Annotated in this window: 12 protein-coding genes and 1 tRNA gene; 4 read left to right on the top strand and 9 right to left on the bottom strand. The window is 41.6% G+C overall.

The annotated features are described in order from the left end of the window. Window positions 1–30 precede the first annotated feature (30 nt). The gene (locus HNW13_RS04370; protein WP_192115185.1) at window positions 31–1,065 is read right to left on the bottom strand and encodes an isoaspartyl peptidase/L-asparaginase; all 1,035 of its coding nucleotides are present in this window, start codon (window positions 1,063–1,065) and stop codon (window positions 31–33) included. A 188-nt stretch (window positions 1,066–1,253) separates the two neighbouring features. Between HNW13_RS04370 and HNW13_RS04365 the strand changes: the two genes are divergently transcribed. Both HNW13_RS04365 and HNW13_RS04360 read left to right on the top strand, forming a co-directional pair. Continuing rightward, on the top strand, window positions 1,254–3,044 hold the full coding sequence (locus HNW13_RS04365) for an autotransporter assembly complex family protein (protein ID WP_192115214.1): 1,791 nt from the start codon (window positions 1,254–1,256) through the stop codon (window positions 3,042–3,044). Then, window positions 3,041–6,955 carry a translocation/assembly module TamB domain-containing protein gene (locus HNW13_RS04360; RefSeq protein ID WP_192115186.1) on the top strand — a complete coding sequence of 1,305 codons (3,915 nt, stop codon included), beginning with the start codon at window positions 3,041–3,043 and terminating at the stop codon, window positions 6,953–6,955. The genes HNW13_RS04365 and HNW13_RS04360 overlap by 4 nt, the downstream gene beginning before the upstream one ends. A 105-nt stretch (window positions 6,956–7,060) precedes the next feature. On the opposite strand, the gene rplY is transcribed toward HNW13_RS04360, so the two are convergent. The 3 genes from rplY to HNW13_RS04345 all read right to left on the bottom strand — a co-directional run bounded on the left by rplY (window position 7,061) and on the right by HNW13_RS04345 (window position 10,066). Further along, window positions 7,061–7,348: a 50S ribosomal protein L25 gene (rplY, locus tag HNW13_RS04355; RefSeq protein WP_011636915.1), complete on the bottom strand. Its 288-nt coding sequence runs from the start codon at window positions 7,346–7,348 to the stop codon at window positions 7,061–7,063. Window positions 7,349–7,839: 491 nt separating this feature from the next. After that, on the bottom strand, window positions 7,840–8,391 hold the full coding sequence (locus HNW13_RS04350) for a DUF882 domain-containing protein (RefSeq protein ID WP_101086766.1): 552 nt from the start codon (window positions 8,389–8,391) through the stop codon (window positions 7,840–7,842). 253 nt (window positions 8,392–8,644) lie between these two features. Further along, entirely contained in the window at window positions 8,645–10,066 is a 1,422-nt protein-coding gene (locus HNW13_RS04345; RefSeq protein WP_182745059.1) for a L,D-transpeptidase family protein, read from the bottom strand. 293 nt (window positions 10,067–10,359) lie between these two features. Here HNW13_RS04345 and HNW13_RS04340 point away from each other — a divergent pair, with 293 nt between their 5' ends. Then, window positions 10,360–10,635 carry an HU family DNA-binding protein gene (locus tag HNW13_RS04340; protein WP_101086764.1) on the top strand — a complete coding sequence of 92 codons (276 nt, stop codon included), beginning with the start codon at window positions 10,360–10,362 and terminating at the stop codon, window positions 10,633–10,635. A gap of 409 nt (window positions 10,636–11,044) precedes the next feature. On the opposite strand, the gene HNW13_RS04335 is transcribed toward HNW13_RS04340, so the two are convergent. The 5 genes from HNW13_RS04335 to HNW13_RS04315 form a co-directional block, all read right to left on the bottom strand. Beyond that, window positions 11,045–11,130: transfer RNA gene (locus tag HNW13_RS04335), tRNA-Leu, on the bottom strand. 214 nt (window positions 11,131–11,344) lie between these two features. Continuing rightward, window positions 11,345–11,674 (bottom strand): hypothetical protein, encoded by a 330-nt coding sequence (locus tag HNW13_RS04330; RefSeq protein WP_101086763.1) that lies wholly within the window; start codon window positions 11,672–11,674, stop codon window positions 11,345–11,347. 194 nt (window positions 11,675–11,868) lie between these two features. Further along, window positions 11,869–12,741 carry a 23S rRNA pseudouridine(2605) synthase RluB gene (gene rluB / locus HNW13_RS04325; protein WP_101086762.1) on the bottom strand — a complete coding sequence of 291 codons (873 nt, stop codon included), beginning with the start codon at window positions 12,739–12,741 and terminating at the stop codon, window positions 11,869–11,871. 439 nt (window positions 12,742–13,180) lie between these two features. Beyond that, entirely contained in the window at window positions 13,181–16,246 is a 3,066-nt protein-coding gene (locus HNW13_RS04320; RefSeq protein ID WP_192115187.1) for an efflux RND transporter permease subunit, read from the bottom strand. Window positions 16,247–16,249: 3 nt separating this feature from the next. Then, on the bottom strand, window positions 16,250–17,329 hold the full coding sequence (locus tag HNW13_RS04315) for an efflux RND transporter periplasmic adaptor subunit (protein WP_192115188.1): 1,080 nt from the start codon (window positions 17,327–17,329) through the stop codon (window positions 16,250–16,252). 191 nt (window positions 17,330–17,520) lie between these two features. Between HNW13_RS04315 and HNW13_RS04310 the strand changes: the two genes are divergently transcribed. After that, window positions 17,521–18,447, top strand: coding sequence for a LysR family transcriptional regulator (locus tag HNW13_RS04310; protein WP_242445132.1), 927 nt, complete (start codon window positions 17,521–17,523; stop codon window positions 18,445–18,447). The last annotated feature ends 147 nt before the right edge of the window (window positions 18,448–18,594 follow it).

The following is an 18,594-nucleotide window of genomic DNA, read 5'->3' as shown; positions in this document are numbered from 1 at the left end:
TTAATCGGTCTTATTCATCACAGCTAGGACTTACTTGTCACGCCAGATCATGACTGTGGCAGCTTGGCCTTTGCTTCGAGTTGCACGATACATACCTTCGGTATTAAATGGCGTTGCGATATTGCCACGCTGATCAATTGCTATCACGCCTCCAGTTCCACCAGCTGATATTAAACGTTGATTAATGACTTCATCAGCCGATTGAATAATCGATACTTGTTGGTATTTAACTCTAGCGCATATGTCACCCGCCACTTGATAACGGATAAAATACTCACCGTGCCCTGTTGCAGATACCGCACAGACACCATTTTCAGCATACGTTCCGGCGCCAATGACCGGAGAATCACCAATACGGCCAAAACGTTTTGCTGTCATGCCGCCAGTTGATGTCCCTGCAGCAAGGTTACCTTGCTTATCAAGTGCAACAGCACCCACGGTGCCGTATTTATAATTGGCTTTTAACTGTTCTACTGACGCCTGATAATCTCCGCCATTATTTTGCTCGGCTTCAATGATACTCGCCTTAGCATCAAGCAACTGTGCATAACGATGTGGGGTATCAAAATGACTGTTAGGCACTAAACTAAATTGTTGGGTTAACGCAAATTCTTCCGCCCCTTGTCCATAAAGCATCACATGGGGTGATTTTTCCATCACCTTTCTTGCTAAATCAATCGGGTTTTTAATATGTTTAACCCCAGCGACGGCACCTGCATTCATAGTGTTACCGTCCATGACGGAGGCATCAAGTTCATGGCCACCATCAAAAGTATAAACAGCGCCAACCCCTGCATTAAATAATGGGCTATTTTCTAACACATTTATCGCAGCTTGAACCGCATCGAGGCTGTCACCACCCTTATCTAACACTTTATATCCGGCATCAACTGCCTGTTTAAGTTTGTCGCGAATGGCTTTCTCTTGCTCAGGGCTTAGACTGGCTGCTGAAATAGTGCCGGCGCCACCATGGATTGCTATAGCAAAAGGTGTATCGTCTTTAGCAAAACTGCTATTGGACGTTAAGCTTAAACATAGCGCAATCGTTAAATATAATTTATTCATGTTAGAAAAATCCTTGAAGGTGGTTTATCTTTGTAACCATTTCTGTTTGTAATTTCAATCATATCCTTGCGACTTTTATACTTTGTAGCGACAATGGTCATCATCATCAATTTTGGAAAAGTTAGCTTAACTTGTCGACAAAACGCCTTAAAATTAGCCAATTTCTATTGCTTTCGTTGACCTTACTGATGTCAGGCTTGGTGCTGGCCGACGAAAATTGGTTAACGATTAACGTTACCGGTGTGCCGAAAAAAATTGAAAAGAACATTTTGGCTCATTTAGGCACACTGCCAGATAACGATGTTCAGCGGCGAGCATTTTTATTTACCGTTGACGATAACACCCATGATGCCCTTGAATCCATGGGCTACTACCATGCAATTTTAGATATTGATGTCAAAGAGAATGATAAAGGCCCTTGGGAGTTAAGCCTCAATATAACCCCAGGCGAACCGGTCATTATTCAATGGGTGGATATTAATTTTCAAGGTGACATGCTCCAAGATAATACTTTTTCGCAGTGGCTTAATAGATTGAAAATAAAACCTGGTGATACCTTAAACCACGGTGTATATGATTCGATAAAATCACAGTTGATCACGTTAGCGCTGGCAAGAGGATATTTTGATGGTCAATACACCAAATCAGAAATCAACATTAATCGTGACTTAAATACCGCCCAAATTAACCTACAGTTTAATTCTGGTAAACGCTATTTATTTGGTGATGTTCACTTTGAAGGCAGTACTCTCAATGATGACGTTGTTGAATCATTGATTCCTTTTGATGCTGATGCACCTTACGCCACACAACTATTAACTGAGTTTAATCGTAATTTATTAGATACTGGTTATTTTAGTAATATCAAAGTATTGCCACAGCTAAACAAAATAGATACTGGGGTAGTTCCGATTAAAGTTGAGCTAAGCCCTCGACCTAGCCATCTTATTGAAGTGGGTTTAGGTGCTGATATAGGTAATAGTACAGAAAACAGTGTTGATCCTCGTGTGCGAGTCACCTGGCGCACGCCGCAAATCAATCGCTATGGCCATTATCAAGAAACCACTGCTGAATGGTCACCTGAGCGACCTAAGATTTTAACCACTTATACTATTCCGTTAACTCACCCCTTAGATGATCAACTGAAAATAAAACTCGGATTATTACGCGACACCTATGGTGTCACCCAAGATTACGACGCTGATAAACGCCAATTTAATAATACCGGGCAATTAGAGTCTAAAAAGTATCTCGTTGGCTTAACGCGTCAAAGGCGATCTAAAAGTAATTGGTTACATGGATATTCAATTGAATCCGTTAGAGAGTTTTATAATCAACTCGATACAGATTACGATCCACGTTTTTATTTGTTGGGTTTCAACCTCACCAAAACCGTTCGTGGTGACAACACGCTCGATCCCAAATCTGGGTATCGTCAAACTTACAGTGTTGAATACGCCGACCCGTCCTTAGGCTCCACCATCCGCCTAGCACGTTTACAAGCCCGATTTAAATGGGTAGAGACTATATTCGATAAACATCGTTTTGTTGCTCGAGTCGATTTAGGAGCCAATATTGCTGATAAAAACGATATGGCTAATATACCGCCATCGTTACGATATTTTGCCGGTGGCGACCAAAGCATACGAGGTTACAGTTACCAAGAATTAGGTCCCTATATTGACTACACCAACAGTGAAGGCGGCTTATCTCGACAGGTTGTCGGTGGGCGCTACTTGGCGATTGGCAGTGTTGAATATCAATATTATCTTACCCCGACATGGCGAGTTGCCACCTTTGTCGATGCTGGTAATGCTTTTGATACACAACAGTTTGAACCGGTAGTATCGGTTGGTGGAGGATTACACTGGATATCACCTATTGGCCCGATTCGAATGGACCTAGGTTTTGGCTTAAAAGAAACCGAGACAGTTGCACGTTCATATCGTTTCCATTTAACCATGGGAACTGACTTATGATAGATAAACATACTGAACAAAGTACTTTGCAACATAATGAGCAAAACGCTCAGTCAGAAGAATCACTCAAGCCAAGTAATAAAAAAGCACCTAAATCAACCCGTCTATCTGCAAGAATTTGGCGCAGTATTAAGCTATCTACCCGAATACTGATTTATGTCCCTTTGGTATTATTGATGCTGTTTGCCATCATCATGGGCACCCCATTTGGCAGTAAAATGGGGGTGATGTTCGTTAATCAATTTGTCAGTGATATCGATGTTGAATATGCTTCAGGCACCTTAAATGATGATATCACGTTGCATCACTTGTCATGGTCAATGCCAGGGATTAGCGTCGAAGCTGATGATTTAACTTTAAAATGGCTGCCAACATGTCTGATTAACAAACAGCTTTGTGTCACAAATCTGCTGGCATCAAGTATTGATGTGAACATTATCAGTGATGATATTCCAGTAACCAAAAATACCGTTGAAACGGGGGATATCGTCGATCCCTTTACCGAGCTTAAATTACCGATTAGTATTAATCTTAGCCACGCCCAATTGGCCAATATTAATGTAGATGTGAATGGTATGACTTTTTATGCCGACAATTTAACAACTCAAGCTATCTGGAATAACGCTGGCCTTGTGGTTGAATCACTCACCAGCCAAGGGCTAATCGTCAACATCCCAGATGCAACATCAACAAGCCAAACACGTTCTCAGCCAAATAATAAAGCAACAAACCAAACCGCCGCGCCCAATGAAACTTCATGGCCATTGGCTAACTTACCACAGGTGTTTATGCCTTTTCCTGTCAATGTGAGACAGTTTAATGCCACCGACAGTCAGCTCATTATCGGCCAGCGCAACGACCATTTTAGCCATATCGCATTAGCTGCCAGTTTTCGTCAATTTCAGCTTGGGATAACCCAACTAGACATTCAACATGATGACGGTGATGTGAGTGTTATCGGTGATATTAGCTTACACGATCATTATCCACTGACATTAAAACTACTAGCCAATGTCGAAAACCTGCCTGAGTTGCCAGGGCTTCAACAGCAACAACTCCGTGTTGATCTTACCCAAGACTTAAGCCAATTAAATATCAACGCCATCGCTAAAGGCGATAGCCACTTCAATCTTGCAGCCGACATTAATCTCACTACACCGGCGCTTGAATACCAAGTAACACTGACCGATGCCGCTTTGCAATGGCCGTTAAAAAATCCCCTGTACACCAGCAATATTATCCACTTTGCCAGTAAAGGTAATATAAAAGACCAAGTGGCGCGGTTTGAAGGGCAACTGACAACACCTTACCACCCTACTTTGGCAGTTATTGCAGATGTTGTTAACAACAATCAAAAGTTGACCATCAATAAACTCAATTTACAGTCAATCGCGGGCAACCTAGATCTAACTGGGCAGCTATCATATAAAGATGACATAACCTGGCAAGCCAATGTGCTTACCAACGACATTCAGTTGCAATATATTGATTATATTAATCAGCAAAATCCGATCAAAAGTAAATTCAGTGGCCATTTTAATAGCACGGGCAGCATTGCCGATAAGCAGTGGCAAGTGGCCATTCAAGACGCCGATTTAACCGGTCGATTAAATGGATACCCGTTGAACTTGCAAGGCGATATTTCATTAAATCAAGATTTTGCGATTAACGCGACAAACCTGCAGGCCAATGCCCTTGGCGCTCAATTAATCATCAATGGCCAAGCAGACAAAACATGGGACATCGATGCCGAACTTAGCGTTCCCGATGTCAGTAAGTGGCTAAAAGGCGGCCGCGGCAATATTTTTGCAAAAGTTGATGTTACGGGTAATAGTGCCGACCCAATTGTGGATATTAACGCGCAAATCAGTCAATTCAGTTACCAAGGAAGTAAAATTGACAGCCTTGAGTTACTGGCTAATTATCGCCCTTATTCGCAGCATCAATATCGGATAGAACTGCATAATAATAATCTTGTATGGGACAGCTATAAGCTGACAGATATCGCATTCATCAGTGACGGCAATCAACATCAACAACAAAGCACACTTAATACTCAAGGTGATGTGGTCATCAATACTCAAATGGCCAGTAGTAGTAATATTGATAAACAACAGATCAATGCCACATTAACAGAATTCAATATCAGTAATGCTCTTGGGCAATGGCAACAAGATAAACACATTACCTTCAGCTGGGATCAGCTCAATCATAGTGGCAGTGTGAGCCGTTTTTGCTTAGTGCATCCCCACAATAAATTGTGCTTAATCAATGATGTTAATCTAGGTCACACCGGCCAGGCCAATATCACCTTTACCGGTAATCCCGGAAAATCATTGGCACCTGTGTTGTCTAAAAAAATCACTTGGAGCGGTGAAGCAGCGCTAACCAGTCAAGTTAATTGGGCTAAAGGTAAAAAGCCCACTGCTAATGTTCAGTTTACGCTTTTACCGGGCAATATTAAGCTAAGCCGCGCCAAAAACAACACCATCAGCATCGACTACCAGCAGTTACTATTACAAGCATCGCTTGATGAGAAACAAATTACTAGCTCATTGAGTTTCGATTCATCCGGAATCGCCAGTTGGCAAAGCCAACTAAGTGTCAACATCACGCCCGATCGGACCTTACAAGGTACCATTAATGTTAATGAACTTAATCTCGCGCCTTTTGGAGAGTTCTTTCCAAGGCTAGAAACCTTAGAAGGCATGTTATCCAGTCGATTAAATTTATCCGGCACCCTTATGGACCCGAGTGTCTCGGGTAATATCAAACTCAGTGAAGGTGCATTTGCCTTATCCACTAACCCAACATTAATCGATAAACTGTACTTGTCACTGGCTCTAGAAGGTCAGCAAGGACAACTCAATGGCCAATGGCATATGGGTGACGGGCAAGTGAGCACGACAGGTACCCTTGCTTGGCCTCAAGGGAAATTTAGTGGTGACATTGATATTAAGGGTGAAAATTTAGCGGTAATTCAACCACCAATGGCAATATTAAATGTCTCTCCAGATATTAATATGACCTTTGATGAGCAACTGTTTGCGATAAAAGGCAACGTCAACGTGCCATCAGGACAAATAAAAATTACTCAGTTAGCTGAAGGAGGCGTTGCGGTATCGAACGATGTGGTATTTAACGATTCAGTGTCTGAACAAACCGTTAAAACCAGTCCTTACGCCGTTACAGCCGATTTGAATATCAGTGTCGGTAAACGCCTTACTATTGATGGTATGGGTCTTAAGGGAAGGCTAGAAGGCGATCTGGTACTAAAACAGCAAGCTTTTAAGCCGCCCATGTTATTTGGTGATATTAAAGTCAACAAAGGGACTTATAAGTTTATGGGGCAAACCTTAAGTATTAATACTGGTGAAGTCCAATTTATTGGTCCAACAGAATTGCCAAACCTAAATATAGAAGCAACTAGAGACATTAAAGAGAGCGATATCACCGCCGGTGTTCGAGTCACTGGTACCCCAATGCGCCCAGTGGTCACCTTATTCTCTAATCCAGCAAAAGAGCAAGCCGAGGTGCTTTCTTATATTTTGACGGGTAAAGGTTTTACCAGTACAACCAACCAACAAAGTAACTCACTAATGATGGGAGCCGCGCTCAGTTTAGGTTCACAATTTGATGGTGGAGCAATGAATAGCATTGGCAGTACTGCGACAGGACTGATTGAAAAGTTTGGATTTTCGAATGTACAACTTGATACTAATGATGACGGAAAAGTGGCCGTGAGTGGGTATATAGGTGAAGACTTAATGATTAAGTATGGCGTGGGAGTATTTAACCCCGGTTATGAAATGACCGTACGATATTATTTGTTTTCACAATTATATTTAGAGAGTGTGTCTAGCACCTTAAGTCAATCACTGGATATCTACTATAGCTTCGAAATCGATTAGCATTTGGTATTTGGTATTTGGTATTTGGTATTATAAAAATAAATTTAGCGATAACATTCAGTCATAAAAAAAGCGCCCTAAGGCGCTTTTTTTTCACATTTGCGATTAAGCAAACATAAAGTCAATGTGTTCAACCAATTGCTTGAATGCGTGACGTTGGATAGCTTTTACACGAACTTTAACTTCTTTACCTTCAATAGAAACGGTTAAGTCAGTTGTGTAAAAGTCATCATTTAACTGGATGTTAATGATGTCTTTGTGTTCAAACTTGATTGATACAGGCTCTTTACCTGGACCATAAATTACTGCAGGAACTTTACCGGCATGACGTAGGCGGCGGCTCGAACCTTTCCCGATTTCTGTGCGGGTTACTGCGTTGATTGTGTAAGACATTAGTCACTCACTTAATAATTAATAAAGTATGAAGGCGTCATCATTTTCGACCAACGATGACTCAAATAAAGCGCGCGGATATTACCACAGCCATTATCAACCCACAAGAAGATATACCAACCCTATTAAATATGTGATATTTCAGCGGGAGTTCAAAGTGCTGTAGGCAAGGCAGATAATTGAAACGAATAGTGATGATCGGTGACAAGCTCATGCGTTACTCTACCTATAGCATCTAACCGCTAGCATCTGACCGCCATGAATAGTGGGAATGTCTTATTTTTATGGAAATAGACCATGCAGTCGTATTTTGAAAGCATCTAATGAAGCATAAAGTACTTTTTAAACCCGCCAGAATAGAGTCTCTCAGGTATGCCACTTCTGTGTTGCATCGATTTAAAAGGGAACAACCATTTCTACATCAATACGCCTTGAAATGAAAAACCTGACAGACTCTGAACTGACCAGATATTTAATGAGATTGGTATTAATTAACCCCAACGCCTCACTGGCCCACAATCAATATGCACAAACCCATCTCGAGGATAAAATCCTACACCACCTAACTTAAGCGACTCAGCAGCATCGCGTAAGTGTTTAGTTTTCACTCCGGGTAAAGCAATATCCATCGCCATGCCTTTCATGTGATAACTTTTCTTGGCAACCCCATTGCTACGCGATGCGAGCATTTGATTTGTTTTGGGTGAACGATAAGCTGAAATAACATGGATTTCATCTTGATTATCTAATGTAACCTGTAATTTATACAAATATTCAAATAATCTTTTATCAATCGGTGCGGCTAAATTTTGGCGATGATCCCGTAATACTTGATTAAATTCAGTCAACGTTTCTGATTGATATTGACCATCAACCCAAAAACTTCCTTGGCTTCTTTCACCAGTATGCAAATTATAAAAACGTAAATCTTTAACACCAAGAGTAGAACGACTTGCTTGCGCGGTATTCGGTAACAGAGTTACCACTGCGGCACCGCTTAAGCCTAATAATAACTGCCGACGAGTTAGGCACTCTATTGTCATTTATACACCACTTAAATTATCTAAATTACGATACTTATCGGCTTTAAAAGCACGATTTCATCTTCACAGCGCTTTTTATTGCGTTGTTGCTTTTTTATCCAACTGGCGAATAAATTAACCATTAATGCTGATAAATGCAAGTATACCTATGTTGAGATGTGCATTAAACACGCTAACTTACATAAGAGTGTGATATAGCTCAAGTGCTTAGGGATGAAGTAAAACCTCATTAACTTTGTTTCATCAATTATGATTATTGCACAATATCGTTACTGGTGACTTTATGGCTTAATAACTTCATCGACTCTACTGGGGTTAATTGATAAATGTCATCTCGGTACTGCGCAACATGCTGTTCATCGACCCAAGCGCGCCAATATACCATGTGAACAGGCAAGGTTGATGATAAGGCAAACCATTGAGTTTGAGTGTGATTAGACTGCAAATGAGCCCAAGTACGCTTATCAATAACTAAATGGTTGGCAAACCAGTCGGCTAACTGTTGTACTTTTTCAATTCGCACACAACCTGATGATACATCCCGCTCCACATGTGCAAACATTTCAGGTGTTGGCGTATCATGTAAATACACGCTCTGATCATTGTTAAAGTGGAATTTATAACGGCCTAATGCATTACCGTTACCGGGGCGCTGAACTACTCTGTACGGGAATTTCCCTTTTGCAGCCTGTTGCCACTGTTGAGGTGTTTTATCGACACGATGACCTTCATAATCAAACACATCAAAATGTCTATCGGTAAAGTAAGCACCATTTAATCTAACTTGCGGTAAAATATCCTTACGTAAAAGTTGTCGAGGTACTGTCCAGGTGGGATTGATAACTATATTAGAAATTTGCCCCGTCATCACCGGAGTCTGTCGATATGGCTTACCCACAATCACTTTCGACGTCAACACCACTTCATTTTGATCGACTAATACCATTTGAAAATCCGGAATATTAATCAACAGATAAGACTGAGGGAGCTGGCTTAAATAGGTCGTTTTTTCGACAAAGCTTTTTGCTAATAAAGAGGCTCGTTGTTGTGGAGTTTGATTTAACCAGAATAAGGTTTTAGGACCAATAACCGCGTCGACCTTTAACCCATGCCGAGACTGAAAGCGTTTAACACTTTGCTCCAAAGCCGGTTGATATTTATCTTCATCCGCAAGGTATGCGTACGCATCACCTAACAACCACAAACGTTGATTAATTTGCTTAATGCTTGGGTGACTATCTCCAGGGCGCAACAACCCTTCAAGCGCGATGGTTGGCCAATCTTGCGTTTGCGATAACCACATTAACTTACGCAGATCATTTATTACCCCAAGGTAATCATCTGCAGCAGGCTCCAGTGCAATGTTTTTATCACGTAACGAAGTGGTGTTAGCTATTGAATCAAATGGCAGGGGTACTTGTTTATTATGCCAAAAAGCGGCCACACTCTGTTGAATGTTGTCGATATATTCTAATTGTTCAGCAGCGGACCCTGTCTGTAATATCGCTAAATATTGTGCCCGCTGTGCTGTGGGCTCAGCCAAATACTGTAATTGCAGATGTTGAGTCAAATTGCCGTATTGCTCTTCAGTGTTAGCCAACACAAATGGCGACACACACAAAAGCAATATACCCATTATGCTAACGTTTACAGACAGTTTCAGTTTGCTGAACATGCTATTCCCCATTGGCCCCACACAATGATATTGTCATGTTTTTTCACGCAAGTGAAATGAATATAGCCATTATGATTAATAATAGATGTGCTTGGGTGCAAGAAACAATTAATCAACAAAAGTGAATACCAAAGCGTTACCTATTCGCTACCTAAGCCTTACCTAAGTCAGTGAAAATTAATCATCTAGATGAAAAGTAACCAGTTAACATTAATTTATGAATACACAACTAGGAAGGGCCATGCTGAATTGTTATAAGGTGAATAAGAAGTACTGAAGCAATAGAGAATCACATGAATAAAAAACAACTCACTCAAACCATGGCCAACAAAATGGACATTCCTCAAGTTCAAGCTAAGCAACAACTTGAACAAATCCTAGCGGTTATTCATCAAGGTTTAGCAGAAGGTGAAAAAATTTACATTCCCCAATTTGGTACATTTGAATTACGTTTTTACTTACCAAAACTAGGTCGTAATCCACAAACCGGTGAAACCATAGAAATTGACGGATTTAATCAACCCAGCTTTAAAGTATCACCCGCATTAAAAGCATTGATTAACGCTTAAACCAAAGTGGTAGAAACCTTATAAGCCGACGTACTAGAACGCTTCGCGGCTAGAGGCTATAACTGCGTCACGAGAAAACGGTTTGCGGATTATTGTTGCATGCTGAGCGTAGATGGCTCAACGTCTGGAGATTAAAAATCTAGGTGCTAGAGAGATCGTAGCTAGAGGCTATACCTGCAGTTATCCAGTTTAACTGTACCTAACTGAAACTAGCCAACGACTTTCCCAATAACCCGCTCTTATAGCCGCGTAGCGAACTAGCAGGACGAAGTCCGCCCTAGCATCTAGGCTCTTATCGCTCTCACCTTTTTTAGCGTTTGTTACCCTTAACTACCAAATTTCAGACGTAAAAAAGCCCCAACATAAGTTGAGGCTTTTTTACACCACTCTCTATTGCTAGAGATTATAATGGTACCCGAGGCCAGACTTGAACTGGCACGCTTATTCAGCGAGGGATTTTAAATCCCTTGTGTCTACCGATTCCACCACTCGGGCAAACTGAGCGTGTCTTGATAACAAACATCAAATCACTTAATTCATATTTGCATAAGATAAACAGGGTTACTTTCGCGTCCCGCTTAACTTGGTGACACTTTACTGTTTTTTTTTGGCCAAGCAACTAAAATATTCATCACATCGAACTGAACGCTTCAAAAAACGTCAATCCGATGTAAAATCCAACAAAACAAGATGCTTAGCACAAAAATGATTAATTAGCTCTAACAGGGGTTAACCCTTTACTGCGATTGGTGACAGCTTCCTCAATTTCAAAACCTGCTTCGCTCCACACTTGTGCTTCTTCAACATTAAACGATTCTTTAGCCCAAATGGTCGCAGTATCTAAATTGAAGTTGGCTTTTATCCAACCATCAGATTCTGTAGGGCCAAAACCTCTTACGCGCCAATTTTGCGCTTGGGTTGAATCAAAGCCTATTGCTTTCCATTGGCTGATCTCACGTTCAGACATTCCTTGCCAGCTAGGAGCTGACGCGCATGCTACCAATAACGATACTAACAAACCTAACAATAATTTTTTCATACAGTCCTAATAACCAATGTAAATGCTGCGGCGCATAAATCGTCGAAAAACAGCACAATAAGTCGTAAATTTTGAGAATCATATCTGAGAAAAAACTTTTGACAAGTAGGTGAGCAATAATTAATTTTCATCGAAAAAAACTAACAAAAAAGGCCGCATCCGCGACCTTCTATAAAGTAACCTAAATATCAATATTAGCTACGCTGACGAGTTGGTTTACCGTGATTACCAACTACTTTATGCTTATGAACTGCACGGCGAATTTTAGCACTTTTAACTTTAGAACGAGCAACACTGTGTTTATCCGAACCTAAAACAGATCGTGTTTCAGCTTCTAAACCAGCAAGTTGGCGTAAATAGTTAACTTGGTCCATTGGCAACTCAATCCAACCACCACGCGGTAATGTTTTTGGTAACTCAACTTTGCCATAACGTACGCGGATTAAACGGCTGACCTGCACGTCTTGTGATTCCCACAAACGACGTACTTCACGATTACGTCCTTCGCGAAGGGTGACATGCCACCACTGGTTTATGCCTTCGCCACCAGCAGCTTTAATGGTATCAAACTGTGCTGGACCATCTTCTAAAGTCACGCCGGTACGTAAACGCTGTACAGCTGCTTCTGGCACTTCACCAAATGTACGCACAGCATATTCACGCTCTACTTCATTTGAAGGATGCATTAAACGGTTAGCTAATTCACCATCACAGGTAAATAACAGCAACCCTGAAGTATTAATATCTAAACGCCCTACCGCAACCCAGCGAGCATCGCGCACTTTAGGTAAACGTTCAAACACGGTAGTACGGCCTTCAGGATCTTTGCGCGAGCAAATCTCACCTTCAGGTTTATGGTATGCCAGTACACGACAAATAATGTCGTCAGCTGATTTTAATGAAATAGCACGGCCATCAATACGTATTTTGGCGTCAACCTCTACACGATCACCTAAACCAGAAATTTCACCGTCAACACTAACTCGGCCTGCAGCAATCCATGCCTCCATCTCACGACGGGAGCCATGGCCTGCACGGGCCAAGACTTTCTGCAATTTTTCACTCATTAGCGGGGACTCTTTAAAGAAATTTTATAAAAAACAAAAGGTTAATTACTCTTGCTTTATTGTCTTTTTAGGATTGTACCCGCCAATGGCGCATACAATTAGAAAAGTGCGTAGATTATACGCTGAATGGGGCTTGTGAGCAAAAAATACCATCACTAAGCTTAACTCAGGATAACAGATGCCATAAACGCTTAGAAATCAGGCTGTTTAACCTGAACTCGATGTATGGACTCCTTTTGTTTTAGACTCCACCAATCTACGACCGTAGAGTGGTGGAGTCCATACATCGAGTTACGATTGCTTAATACTTTTATCAGCCTGCCTAACCCAAGCCAATAGATTTATTCAGCCCATAAAAAAAGCTGCTAACATTATCCGTCAGCAGCCTTAATCATTTAATAAACAATTCGATATTACGATTAAATATAAAACGTAGCGCTTAGCGAGTCACGTTAAGATTAAACACAAGACTATACATTACCGGCAACACCACTAAGGTGAGTAGAGAAGCAAAGCCCAAACCAAAAATGATAGTGATGGCCATAGAACCAAAGAAAGCATCGCTGATTAATGGGATCATGCCTAACATAGTGGTAATAGCCGCCATCATCACCGGGCGAACACGGCTCACACACGAATCAACCAGTGCGAATCCAGGTTCTTTACCTTCTTCAAGTTCGAGATTGATTTGGTCCACTAATACAATGCCATTTTTAATCACCATTCCAGAAAGACTCAATAATCCAAGTAGCGCCATAAAGCTGAATGGGGCATCGAACAACAGTAATCCCGCAGAAACACCGATGACCGCTAATGGTACAGTGAACCAAATAACTAAAGGCTGCCTAACTGAATTGAACAGAAATACCGTAATTAAAAACATGGCTAAATAACCCATTGGGATCGAGCTAAAGACAGCGGTTTGAGCTTCTCCTGCTGATTCAAACTCCCCGCCCCACTCTAAGCGATAACCTGCCGGCAGCTGAATGGCCTCCACTTTACTTCTGACTTTTTTATGTACCGAGTCTGCGGTTTCATTAGATCCCAATTTGGGATCGCCCAATACTGCCAACATACGAATTCGGTCACGGCGCATCACGAGAGGGTTTTCCCATTCAGTGCTGAACTCACTAACAACTTGTGTTGCGGGTACAAATATATTGTTCTCTGTGCTCCATATTTGCATTTTCCACAAGCTATCAGCTTGAAGACGTTCGGCTGCAGGTGCACGAGCAACAATCGGTAACAGATGGCTAGTTTCACGATACAAGCCAATTTGTTTACCGCTAAAATTAACCAGCAAGGCATTATCTAAATCTTGCTTACTGATGCCAGTTTCACGCGCTTGAGCATTTTGCAGTTGCGGGCGAATGAGTGGCACTTGATTGCGCCAATTATGGCGAACACCATCCATTGTCGGCTCATTTCTAAAAACGATTTCAGCTTGTGCGGCCAAATTGCGCAGCACTTGAGGATCTTCGCCATAAAAACGGGCTTCAATTTTAGCCGCGGGAGACGGACCATTTTCCATATTTTTTAAGCGATATTGTGCTTGGGGAAAATGGCTATTTAACAGCTGTTCAACTTGCGGCATATAAGCCTTAACGGCTGCTAAATCACGCATTTCGACGATAAGCTGAGCAAAAGCTGGATAGCCTTTTTCAGGCTGATAAGGTAATACAAAGCGCTGGGCACCCTGGCCGATGACAGATGTCAGGTGCACTAAACCTGTGTCATTAAGCTCACTTTCTTGCAGTAGCTTTTTCTCTATTTCGCCGGTAAAACGTTCAGTTGCTTTAATGTCTGTCCCTTCTGGCATCCATACATCAACAAAAAATATTGGCGTATTAGATGCGGGGAAAAATACGTTTTTAATATGACCAAATCCTATCACTGCTGTGACTAACATCGCCAACACCACTGACAATGTAACGAGACGAAAGCGCAATACAAAGTACAAAATACTGCGATAAGTGGTAAATAACCAACCTTTATAAGGGTCTACCTGCTCAGCTTGTGGCGAGGTCTCTTTGAATAGTAAATTACAGAAAAACGGTGTTAAGGTGATTGCCGTTATCCAACTGATAAACAGTGAAATCATCAACACTTGGAACAATGAACGACAAAATTCACCGGCAGCATTTTGTGACAAACCAATGGGTGCAAAAGCAATAATGGCAATCACAGTGGCACCTAACAATGGCCACTGCGTTTGCGATACCACTTGCTTGGCCGCTTCAAGACGGGTTTTACCCCGTTGTAAGCCAATCAAAATACCTTCGGTCACCACAATGGCGTTGTCGACCAACATGCCTAAGGCAATGATCAGCGCGCCCAGAGAAATAAGCTGTAATTCAATGTCTAATACTTTCATCACAATGAAAGTACCTAGAATCGTTAGCAACAGAATTAAGCCCATCAATAACCCAGAACGAAGGCCCATAAACAATAACAATACCGCGATAACAATCGCAATCGACTCTAAAAGGTTAATCAAAAAACCTTGTACAGTATTATCGACAGCTGAGCTTTGGTTATAAACGGTATCAAGGCTCATCCCTAACGGTCGTTGTGATTCAAGCTCAACTAAGCGTTCACTAACACGTTGACCCACATCGACTACGTTTACGCCGCCAGAAAACGCAATACCTAACGATAACGCCGCCTCACCACTATTGTGATAAAGCACATTGGGAGTGTCGTTATAGTCTTTTTCAATATTAGCAATATCCCCAAGGTAAATAAGCTCAGTACTACCTGGTGAACTCACCACTAAACGAGACAATTCCTCTACCGAACTAAACTCACCGGTGGGATGTAAACGGATACGATTATCACCAATGACAATACTGCCAGCATTAGACACCACGTTCTGATTGTTGACTAATCCATAGATGTAATTTTGATCTAAGCCTAGCGCTGACAATTTTTGTTGTGAAATCTCAATCACCACTTGCTCTGTCACATCACCCACCACAGAGACTTTTTTTACCCCGGGAACAAGCACCAGTTCGCGGCGTAAATAATCTGAATAGTTGCTCAGTTCTCGGTTACTAAAATCGTTACCTGACAAGTTAAGTAAAATACCGTATACATCACCAAAATCATCAATCACTTGTGGCTTTGCGGTACCGGGTGGTAAACGGCCTGTCGTGTCATTAACTTTTCGACGTACCTCGTCCCACACTTGTGGTAAGCGATGTTTGTCATAACTGTCTTTAATTTCAACCTGAATTTGTGATAGTCCAGCACTGTTAATAGAGGTGATATGTTTAATACCATCAAGCTGCTGTAATGCATCTTCAAGCGGTAATGTCACCTCTTCTTCTACTTGTTCAGGCGACGCACCAGGGTAAGCGGTGATCACCAAGGCTTGCTTAATGGTAAATTCGGGAAATTCTAATTGTCCTAAACCAGTAAAAGCAACACTGCCGCCAATAAGCAGTAAAAACGCGAACATCCAGCTAATGACTTTGTGATTGATGGAATACTCAGCAACATTCATCAATTACACTCCTCGTTGCCAGCGTAAAGGTTTTACTTTCATGCCTTCAGATAATTGCGATAATCCTGCTGCAACAATAGCATCGCCTTTTTGGAGCCCAGTTAACACTTCGACACCGTCAGTACTCACCCGCCCGAGAGTCACTTTTACCGGGCTAACATCTCCACTATCTGGCTGATAACGCCACACGGTTACATCACCATTTTGGTCTTGTTTGTCTACGGCTGAAATAGGCACTATGGTACTAAAGCCTTTTTGGGAGTCATTTAGCGTCGCTAAAGTTAATTCGGCACTCATGCCTGGCAATAGTTGTACATTGTCAGGTTGTGGTAATGAAAACACTACTTCGTAAGCTTGTGTGCCTGGCGTCACTTGAGTTGAGTATTCTTTAAATTTTGCATCAAACACCATGTCATCTAATGCGCTAAAACGAACTTTTGCAGCTAAACCATTGGCAATATCTTGAGTTAATACTGCCGCCATTGCTTCAGGTACCTGAATGCTGACATCAAGTAACTGATTATTTTGCAAGGTCATCACACCTTGGTTTGCTTGAACAATTTGGTGGTTATCTACCAAACGTTTTGCAATGGTGCCGCTAAATGGCGCTTCTAAACGGGTATAACTGACTTGATCATTGGCAGCAGCTAACGCTGCTTTGGCCGATTTAAGTTGGGCTTTACTGCTGTCAAATAGCGCTTGCGAAATTAATTTACGTTCTAATAAGGTTTGATTACGGCTAAAGTCTGCGAGCAATAAGTCATACTCGGCCTCACGAGTCATTAAATTATTATGCGCATCGCGATCGTCTAATTGAGCCAGTAAAAAACCTTGTTTAACATGTTGGCCTTCAACAAGATCCAGTCTAACAAGTTGGCCTGAAATCCTAAATGATAATTCTGCACGGCTATTTGCTTCGACTCTTGCAGGAAACTGACGAATGGTATTGCCTGACGACTGTGTCACATCAAACAATTTTACTGGGCGCACCAGTACATCTTGTACGGCGCTTTCAACAGGCATACAACCGACTAAAATAAGAGAAATAAGCAATGCCAACGGCAATGTTGAGTGATATTTCATCGACTATGATCCTTGGGAACTAAGCATTAAAAAGACGTGGTGACAACAATATTTCCCTTTTCAGGGATAACAGTTAATTCACAATTGGGCCGAACAATACCCTGAATTATAGTTGCAATAAATGGGTTTATTTGGGAACATCAATCCCATTATTTGAGTTTGACTTATTTGCCATAATCAGAGCAATCCACATGAAAACCGAAGACATTGCATTATTTCATCGAATTGTCGAAACCGGCAGCATACTTGAAGCGGCTAACTTATTGAATTTGCCTAAATCGACCGTCAGCAGACGCTTACAATCGTTAGAAGAGTCATTAAATTTAAAGTTGTTTCATCGCCAAAGTCGCGCAATAACACTGACCTCTGCAGGCAGTCATTTCTACGAAAAAACCTTAGTAATGTTAGCTGACTTAGATCGAACTCTTGCAGATATTACCGACAACAAAGCAGAGTTGACTGGCCACTTGCGGATTTTGATATTTCCTATCCCACAGATAATGGATATTGTGAGTAAAATATTTGCCTTTATGGATGAAAATCCTAAGTTTTCGCTTGAGATCATTACCAGTACCGAGCCCTTAGACATGGTGCGTAACAATATTGATATCGCATTTATGGTGAATGAAACGTTTAGTGAGCTCGACATGGTGGCCAAACCGGTTATCAGTGAAGATATGTGTTTCTTTGCCAGCCCAGAATACTTAGCCAAAGCTGGCATGCCTGTCACCTTGAGTGATATTGAACAACACAACTCAATTTTATTTCGCTTCCCAAATGGTAAAACCTTCAGTGAAGTGCCACTCGCCAATGACGCTATGCAGGCCGTAAAAGGCAATTTATGCACCAATAGCATTCAACTGGCTTATGAAGCTACAAAATTAGGCCGAGGGATTGGTTATTTACCCAAAAAATTATGTCAGGATGACGTAGAGCAAGGGGCGTTAGTGCGTTTATTTAATGATTTAGCGCCTTATACTGGCGTGGTATTTCTAGTGTATCCGTCAAGACGATTTTTAAGCCTAACGGGTCAGCGCTTACTCGATTACATGCTCGCCCAGCTCCCTGTTCAAACTAGCGACAAAGGGGCGGCAAACAATACTAAAGTGTGGATTTAATGGGTTAGATTTTGGCTGTTTTTAACAACATCGACGGCTTCGTCGTCTACATCATCAAGTTCATTTGTGGTTGTATCACTGCTGTTTTCGCTATCGTTTTGCTCGTCATTGACTTGTTGATCATCGTCTTGGTGATCATCGTCTTGG

Origin of the sequence: Shewanella sp. BF02_Schw (assembly GCF_014596695.2) — a bacterium.
In the GTDB taxonomy this organism is placed as follows: domain Bacteria; phylum Pseudomonadota; class Gammaproteobacteria; order Enterobacterales; family Shewanellaceae; genus Shewanella.
This window is presented reverse-complemented; position numbering and strand designations above follow the sequence as displayed.

What these genes read in the sequence shown, in the direction of transcription:
- HNW13_RS04320 (WP_192115187.1), bottom strand. Translation starts at nt 16,246, where the DNA reads ATGAATGTTGCTGAGTATTCCATCAATCACAAAGTCATTAGCTGGATG.
- rluB (WP_101086762.1), bottom strand. Translation starts at nt 12,741, where the DNA reads ATGAGTGAAAAATTGCAGAAAGTCTTGGCCCGTGCAGGCCATGGCTCC.
- rplY (WP_011636915.1), bottom strand. Translation starts at nt 7,348, where the DNA reads ATGTCTTACACAATCAACGCAGTAACCCGCACAGAAATCGGGAAAGGT.
- HNW13_RS04315 (WP_192115188.1), bottom strand. Translation starts at nt 17,329, where the DNA reads ATGAAATATCACTCAACATTGCCGTTGGCATTGCTTATTTCTCTTATT.
- HNW13_RS04345 (WP_182745059.1), bottom strand. Translation starts at nt 10,066, where the DNA reads ATGTTCAGCAAACTGAAACTGTCTGTAAACGTTAGCATAATGGGTATA.
- HNW13_RS04330 (WP_101086763.1), bottom strand. Translation starts at nt 11,674, where the DNA reads ATGAAAAAATTATTGTTAGGTTTGTTAGTATCGTTATTGGTAGCATGC.
- HNW13_RS04370 (WP_192115185.1), bottom strand. Translation starts at nt 1,065, where the DNA reads ATGAATAAATTATATTTAACGATTGCGCTATGTTTAAGCTTAACGTCC.
- HNW13_RS04340 (WP_101086764.1), top strand. Translation starts at nt 10,360, where the DNA reads ATGAATAAAAAACAACTCACTCAAACCATGGCCAACAAAATGGACATT.
- HNW13_RS04350 (WP_101086766.1), bottom strand. Translation starts at nt 8,391, where the DNA reads ATGACAATAGAGTGCCTAACTCGTCGGCAGTTATTATTAGGCTTAAGC.
- HNW13_RS04360 (WP_192115186.1), top strand. Translation starts at nt 3,041, where the DNA reads ATGATAGATAAACATACTGAACAAAGTACTTTGCAACATAATGAGCAA.
- HNW13_RS04310 (WP_242445132.1), top strand. Translation starts at nt 17,521, where the DNA reads ATGAAAACCGAAGACATTGCATTATTTCATCGAATTGTCGAAACCGGC.
- HNW13_RS04365 (WP_192115214.1), top strand. Translation starts at nt 1,254, where the DNA reads ATGTCAGGCTTGGTGCTGGCCGACGAAAATTGGTTAACGATTAACGTT.